Genomic DNA, 6,587 nt, shown 5'->3' with positions numbered 1-6,587 from the left:
GACGTCGAGACGATCGAGATAACCCGGGCCGCGAGCGAGCCTGCGATTGCCGAGGGCACGTGCATGGACGTGGAGGCCGTATGCGCGATGGCGGACGTCCACGCCGACGACGGCGCCGTCGGCGTGACAGCGATCGACAAGCGGCCTGCGGCCTTTCCCGTCACGGTACACGCGCTCGGAATCCGCGGGGACATCCAAGCCGACAGGAAGCATCACGGGGGAGCCGACAAGGCGCTGTACGCCTTTGCGCAGGGAGAAGCCGAATACTGGTCGGCGGTTTTGGAGCGTGAGATTCCGTTTGGATTTTTCGGTGAGAATCTGAGGGTGAGCGGATCCGTCGACGCTTTCGAGTTCGGCGCGCGCATAAGGCTGGGCGAGGTCGAAATGGAGGCGACGGGCCCCCGCACGCCCTGCATGACGTTTGCCAGGTGGATGGGGCGCCCGCATTTCGTCAAGGAGTTTTCCCAGCGTGGGAGGCACGGAGTGTACTTGCGCGTTCTGAGGACGGGAAAAATCGAAGCGATGGACAGGATCGAAGTGATCTCGACCCCCGGACACGGCGTGACCATCGCCGATTGGGTGGCTGAGCCGACAGTCGAGCGGGCGGATGCGCTGCTCGAGAGTCAGCGTGCGGGGCGGATGTCGATCGCGCAGTACGCGGCCAAGTATGTGAACGCCGTGGCGGGGCGAAGGAATGCATGACGTGGCAGGCGACGATTTGAAAGGCTCGGCGGCGAACCCCGAAGGGCGGCGCTGCCCGGCGCGCATTAAGTCTTTTTCGCGGCGAGGCGGCCGAATGGTGCGCCAGTACCAGGCGGTGCTCGACGAGCACGGCCCCTTCTACATCCTCGACCTACCCGAAGGCGATTCGCCGACGACGATCGCGCCGAATGCGCGAGTGGATCTGCGGGCCGTCTTCGGCAACGACGCGCCGATCGTCGTCGAGATAGGGCCCGGATCGGGCGAACAACTCACTTCCTATGCGAAAGAGCATCCCGATCGAAACATTTTGGCCTTCGAGGCATGGCACGTCGGCGTCGCCCGATGCGTCGCGAACGCGGTGCGCAAGGGCGTGACGAACGTGCGGATCGTTGAGGCTGACGCTGCGCAGGCCTTGCCGGTGATATTCGCCGACCCGGAGGCTCCCCGGGCCAGCGAGCTGTGGACGTTCTTTCCCGACCCCTGGCGCAAATCCCGACATCGCAAACGCCGCCTGATCGCGGGCCCGTTCATCGCCGAGGCGGCGAAGATCCTGGAAGTCGGCGGCCTGTGGCGGCTCGCGACGGATTGGGACGACTACGCCTGGCAGATGCGCGACGAGCTCGAGGCAAGCGACTCCTTCGCCAACCTCCACGCGGGGGAGCGGCCCGATCCGAACGACCGCGAGCCCGCTCGCGGCGGCTTCGCCCCTAGGTGGGACGAACGCATCATGACGCGCTTCGAACGGCGGGGAGCTGAGGCCGGCCGCACGATCCACGACCTGGCTTTCCGCCGTGGCTGACCTTCCCGACGGAGAAGAGGCGCCGAAGGACGGCGCCCTGCCGAACCCGGACGTCTCCGGCGGGCTGAGCGCGTACGTCCACGTGCCGTTTTGCGCCGTCAGATGCGGGTACTGCGATTTCAACACGTACACCAACCTCGACTTCGGGCCGGGGGCTTCGACGTCGGACTTCCCCGAATCCCTGGCGCGGGAGATCGCCCTGAGCCGCAACGTCCTTCGGGGCGGTGAGGCCGCGCCGCTGATCGACACCGTGTTCTTCGGCGGAGGGACGCCCACGATGCTCGACCCCGGACAGTTGGGCTCGGTGCTGGCCGCCCTCGACGCCGCTTTCGGCCTGCGCGAGGGGGCGGAGGCCACCACCGAGGCGAATCCCGAATCAGTGGATCGCGAGAGCCTTTTTCGGCTTGCCGACGCCGGGTTCACAAGGGTCTCCTTCGGCATGCAGTCGGCCGTCGTATCGGTGCTCGCGACGCTCGACCGGAGGCATACGCCCGGGCAGGTCGAGCGCGCTGTCGGCTGGGCGCGCGAGGCTGGGCTCGATGTGTCCGTCGATCTCATCTACGGCACCCCGGGCGAGACGATGGGGGAGTGGCGGCGGTCGATAGAGGCGGCGATCGCGCTTGAGCCGGATCACCTGAGCGCCTACGCGCTGACGGTTGAGCCGGGAACCAAGATGGGCGCGCAGGCCGCGCGGGGCGTCATCCAGCTTCCCGACCCGGACGAGCTAGCGGATAAATACGAGGCCGCGGACGAAGCCTTCGAGGCGGCCGGATACCGCTGGTATGAGATATCGAATTGGGCCCGCGGCGGGCGCGAATGCCGCCACAATCGGGTGTACTGGGGCGGCGGAAACTGGTGGGGCTACGGCCCGGGAGCGCATTCGCACATCAACGGGACGCGCTTTTGGAACGTCAAGCATCCCCTGGCCTACGCTCGGCGGGTCGCCGCGGGGGAGAGCCCGGCGGCGGCGCGCGAGGTCCTCACGGCGTCCGAAATCGCCGACGAGGCCGTCATGCTCGGCATCCGCATGCGCGAAGGCATCGAGATCCCCCGGTTCGTCCGAGCACAGACAATAGCGGGCCTCGTCGCCGACGGCCTCCTCGACGGCCGGGCCGCCATTGCGGGCCGCATCGTCCTCACGCTGCGCGGCAGACTTCTCGCCGACGCCGTTACGAGGCGCCTGTGGGAGGATCTGGAGGGATATTCTAAGATTGTTAATGACGTAAATTACCCTTAATGCATAAGAAACAAAATATCCTTATAGTCGATTCTCGCATGTTTTATGCGGATTGATTTGAATTCGTTACATCTACTGTAGAAAACTACTTCCATCTTGTCCCCGCAATGAGCATCAATTGCTATTGTCGACATAGGTGATAGAGTGTTGTAATGAAGTGATGTACAATTATGCTCGCAATGCGAGGGCCTTTGCTGTCCCAGGTTTCAAGATTGTTCAGGTTAAAATTCATCCGGTAATCTGAAACAATGAACCTGACTAACGCTATAGCGTCTTTGCTTGCTGCAGTAAGTGGTCTGTTGGCAGCCGCTGCGACTATCTTTAGCCAAGCATCTCTCCGTCATCGAATGATGAAAACTGCATCATGGGCACATGAACAGACTTCGTCAATCGATGAGCGAAATGACTACCTTATCAATATGCAACGCTGGGCTCAATCTGAGGTGGTAGCGGCGACGATAGTTCCGCCCAAGGCTTTTTTCTGGCTGCTTTTTTATAGTGTGATGCTGGTTGCGTCGGCCGTTTTTCCAGGCTTGGCTCTCTGGTTTAGATCCTGGTTGGGTGTTTCCAGGTTTGTAATCATAGTTCTTTCGCTTGAAACATTTTGCTGTAGTCGAATTGTATTACTTTATCTCAAGCGCCGAATAATTTCCATTCGTTACTATGAAGGCGAAAAAATTGAAAGTATGCCCGCTAAGCTTTGTGAGTTCGGGAAAAGTACTTGGCTCCTGTCTTTTATCTATGCTTCGACGCTGACTTTTCTATCTGTTTCTCTGGGACTTCTAGTCCATCGGGGATGGGGTATTATGTTTCTTTGTTCTGTTGCTGCTATTGTTACTGTATGGAACTGTATAAATGATACTCGTAGCCAATGGATCCATCCATTTTTATTAGATAGAGCTTCATAGTATTTATTACTTTAAAAGACTCGAACTTGAGACTGTTTATGTATTATAAGTACAATATGATTTACTTCTGTCGGTTAAAGAATAGTTTCATTTCTTGCGTTATTTCGGCCCAACTATGGCAAAAATGATGTCATTGCACGCACCGCTTCGCTCGAGTGCTTGGGATTCAGTAAGTATCATGTGGTTAGGATATTTACATAAAGTAACCAGGGAAAGTGAGTTTAGTGTAAGGTTTAATAGTGGAGAATGTGAATACGTGTGTTTATCGATTTTTGAAGGAGTTACAGAGTTGGAACTATGTTTATGAGGAGCTAGGGTCTGCAACGCAACTGCACTCTTCGTTTTATACAACAGTATTAGCACGGTAAACATGTTTCCTTTGCTGACGATAACGTGACTAGCCTGATTCAGGCGGCACAGTTTTCAGTTTGTATACTCGCAGAACTACTTTGCTGAGCCACGAGATGTCCAATGTGTCTGAAGATACGCTCCCTAAACCGACACCCCGCGGGAGGCCAGCTCCTTTCGCTTGGCGAGGTACCGCCGGCGTCGGCGGAACACCTCTCCCACCTCGTCTTCGACCCCCTCGAGGAAAATCTCCCGTCCCTCCGAGGAGCTCATCGTCGCCACGGCGAAGTTGACGGTGGCGACGAGGGCCAAGAGCAAGGCGATGTAGAGGCCGGAGTCAGTGAGGAGATACGTCTCGCCGTCGTAGACGAAGGTGTCGATCGTTTCAGGGTGGAGATCCCATGTCTTGTACATTTCGCTGCTTATCGTGAGCACTGAGACCGTGGCGAAGAGGGCGGCCGAAACCACGAAAATGAGGGCGAGCTGGAGCAGCTGCCGCACGATGAAGAGGATCGTGAGATTCGAACGCTGAAGCCGGGTAAGCCGTTCGTCTTCTTCCAGGAGGGCCTCCTGCAGCGAAGCGATGAACCGCGGAGCGCCGACGAGGACCGTCAAAATCGCGATCGCGCCGAGCAGCTGGAGGAGCAGCTCGATCCGGCGGTAGCTCGAAAACGTGACGAACTGCCAGAACTCCTGGGTGAAGAAGATGAGGAAGCAGAAGAGGAAAATCGCCGCCGTCTGCCGGAAGACGATGACCAGCTGGTCCCACAGGTCGGACAGAATCTTCAACAGGGCCCAGGCCAGCGTCTGGGCGAGGCCCCATCCGATGACGCCGACGACGAAGGAGCAGACGCAGACGTTGAAGGCGACGTGCCGAAGCGCCGGGTAGACTCCCACGGCGGAGTTGATGCGCATGAGCGAGGGCACGATAACGAACACCGCAGCGCTCCACCAGCCGACCCTCGCCGGAGCAGAGAAAAGCGAACGGCCCGCACGGCGGTTGCCGCCGATCCAGATCGCGAGCACGGCGGACACCGAGGCGACCAGCACGACCGCCGCCAGCCCGGGCTTCCACGACGTCGCAAGAGAGCGTGTCACCTGGATCGCGAAAAGGACGCCGAGCCAGGGCCAGGCGCGCGTCAGAACGTCTTCGGTGGCGGAATAGTCTTCGATGAGCGTGGGAAGCCCGCGGCGGCGAAAGTACCGCTCGTCGGCGAGGAGCGAAGCTTCTGCTTGACCCAAAGGCTCTAGACCCCGGGCTGCACGGGGGTCGTCTGGAGGCGTCGTCACGTCACCATTGTGCCAGCGTTTGGCCGCGGTATGGCGTTAGGTCCGCGGGCTTTGGCGAGGGCACAAATTACTCTGCGGATCCCTCGGTCACGAAGTCGATGAGCTCCTCCATGCGCCCGAGCAGGCTCGGCTCCAAGTCCTTGTACGTCGTCACCTTCTCCAGTATCCGCGCCCAGCCAAGGCCGACGTCCTCCGCGTCGGCGTGCGGCCATCCCAAACGCTTGAGCGTGCCGACCTTGATGTCCTCCCCGCGGGGAACCTCCGGCCACTCGCGCAGCCCCAGAACCGCCGGACGCACCGCCTGCCACACGTCAACGTACGGGTGGCCGAGGATGAGGACGCCGGGAACCGCGGAAAAGCGCTCGGCGATCCGCTGCTCCTTCGAGCCTCGCACGAGGTGGTCGACGAGCACCCCGGCCCTCCTCGTCGGCGACGGGGAGAACTCCGCCAGGCACTCCTCGAGCCGGTCGACTCCCCGAAGCTCCTCGACGACGACGCCTTCGAGGGCGAGGTCCGCGCCCCAGATCTTGGCGACCAGCTCGGCGTCGTGCTTGCCCTCGACCCAGATGCGCGACTCGCGGGCCGTGCGCGCCCTGGCGCTGACGTGGAAGGAGCCCGAGGCGGTGCGGGCTTTGCCCGTCGGAGCCTTCGCCTGCGGCCGGACGAGCTCCACGGGGCGCCCGTCGATCCAGAATCCCCGGCCCAGCGGGAAAGACCGGCGCACGCCCTTGCGCCCTTCGAGCTCGACCTGCCATTGGCCTGCGACCTTGCCCACGCGCACGATCTCCCCGACGAACCCCGTGTCGACGTCCTCGACGACGAGCCCGCGGCGCGCCTCGACCGGCCGCGACTCCGGGTTGTGCGCGAAGTCCCCGCGCCGGTGGGGATTGGAACTGAGAACGTCGTTTCCGTAGCGGTCGAATGAAAAGCTCATCGTTCAAGGGTATGCCGGCAAACGCCCTCAGCGTAGAATTGGCACTCTCGCGAGTCGAGTGCTATATGCTGTCAAGTGGCCCAATGAGGGTGGAAGCCGACGGAGAGGAGGCGAGCATGGGCAGCAGCGAACGCCGCGCGAAGGTCCTCGAGGCCATCGTGCGCGATTATGTGTCCACACGCGAGCCCGTCGGCTCGCGCAGCATCGTCGAACGCTACGACCTCGGCGTCTCGCCGGCGACGATACGCAACGACATGGCGGCCTTGGAGGAGGCCGGCCTCATCCATCGGCCCCACACGTCGGCCGGGCGCGTGCCGACCGACCAGGGATACCGCCAGTTCGTCGATTCGCTCGAGTCCATCAAGCCTG

At 61.2% G+C, this 6,587-nt stretch carries 7 protein-coding genes; 5 read left to right on the top strand and 2 right to left on the bottom strand.

Features of this window, described 5'->3' with window-relative positions; all coding sequences use genetic code 11:
* The 4 genes from ACO48X_RS08075 to ACO48X_RS08060 all read left to right on the top strand — a co-directional run.
* Nucleotides 1-702: MOSC domain-containing protein (locus tag ACO48X_RS08075; RefSeq protein WP_485001571.1), on the top strand; the 702-nt coding region annotated here is incomplete at its 5' end.
* The gene (trmB, locus tag ACO48X_RS08070; RefSeq protein WP_485001570.1) at nt 695-1,501 is read left to right on the top strand and encodes a tRNA (guanosine(46)-N7)-methyltransferase TrmB; all 807 of its coding nucleotides are present in this window, start codon (nt 695-697) and stop codon (nt 1,499-1,501) included. The genes ACO48X_RS08075 and trmB, both read left to right, overlap by 8 nt.
* Nucleotides 1,494-2,738: a radical SAM family heme chaperone HemW gene (gene hemW, locus ACO48X_RS08065; RefSeq protein ID WP_485001569.1), complete on the top strand. Its 1,245-nt coding sequence runs from the start codon at nt 1,494-1,496 to the stop codon at nt 2,736-2,738. The genes trmB and hemW overlap by 8 nt, the downstream gene beginning before the upstream one ends.
* Nucleotides 2,739-2,986: 248 nt before the next feature.
* Nucleotides 2,987-3,646: a hypothetical protein gene (locus tag ACO48X_RS08060; RefSeq protein ID WP_485001568.1), complete on the top strand. Its 660-nt coding sequence runs from the start codon at nt 2,987-2,989 to the stop codon at nt 3,644-3,646.
* A 492-nt stretch (nt 3,647-4,138) separates the two neighbouring features.
* Here the strand turns inward: ACO48X_RS08060 and ACO48X_RS08055 are convergent, their stop codons facing one another.
* On the bottom strand, nt 4,139-5,284 hold the full coding sequence (locus ACO48X_RS08055; protein WP_485001567.1) for a hypothetical protein: 1,146 nt from the start codon (nt 5,282-5,284) through the stop codon (nt 4,139-4,141).
* Between the two features lie 67 nt (nt 5,285-5,351).
* A complete protein-coding gene (locus ACO48X_RS08050; RefSeq protein ID WP_485001566.1) occupies nt 5,352-6,218 on the bottom strand; it encodes a DUF3097 family protein in 867 nt (288 codons plus the stop codon).
* Between the two features lie 116 nt (nt 6,219-6,334).
* Here ACO48X_RS08050 and ACO48X_RS08045 point away from each other — a divergent pair.
* On the top strand, nt 6,335-6,587 hold a 253-nt coding region (locus tag ACO48X_RS08045), incomplete at its 3' end, for a DeoR family transcriptional regulator (protein ID WP_485001572.1).

Source organism: Peptidiphaga sp. (assembly GCF_057238965.1).
Note: the sequence above shows the minus strand (reverse complement) of the source record. Positions and strands in the feature narration are given on the sequence as shown.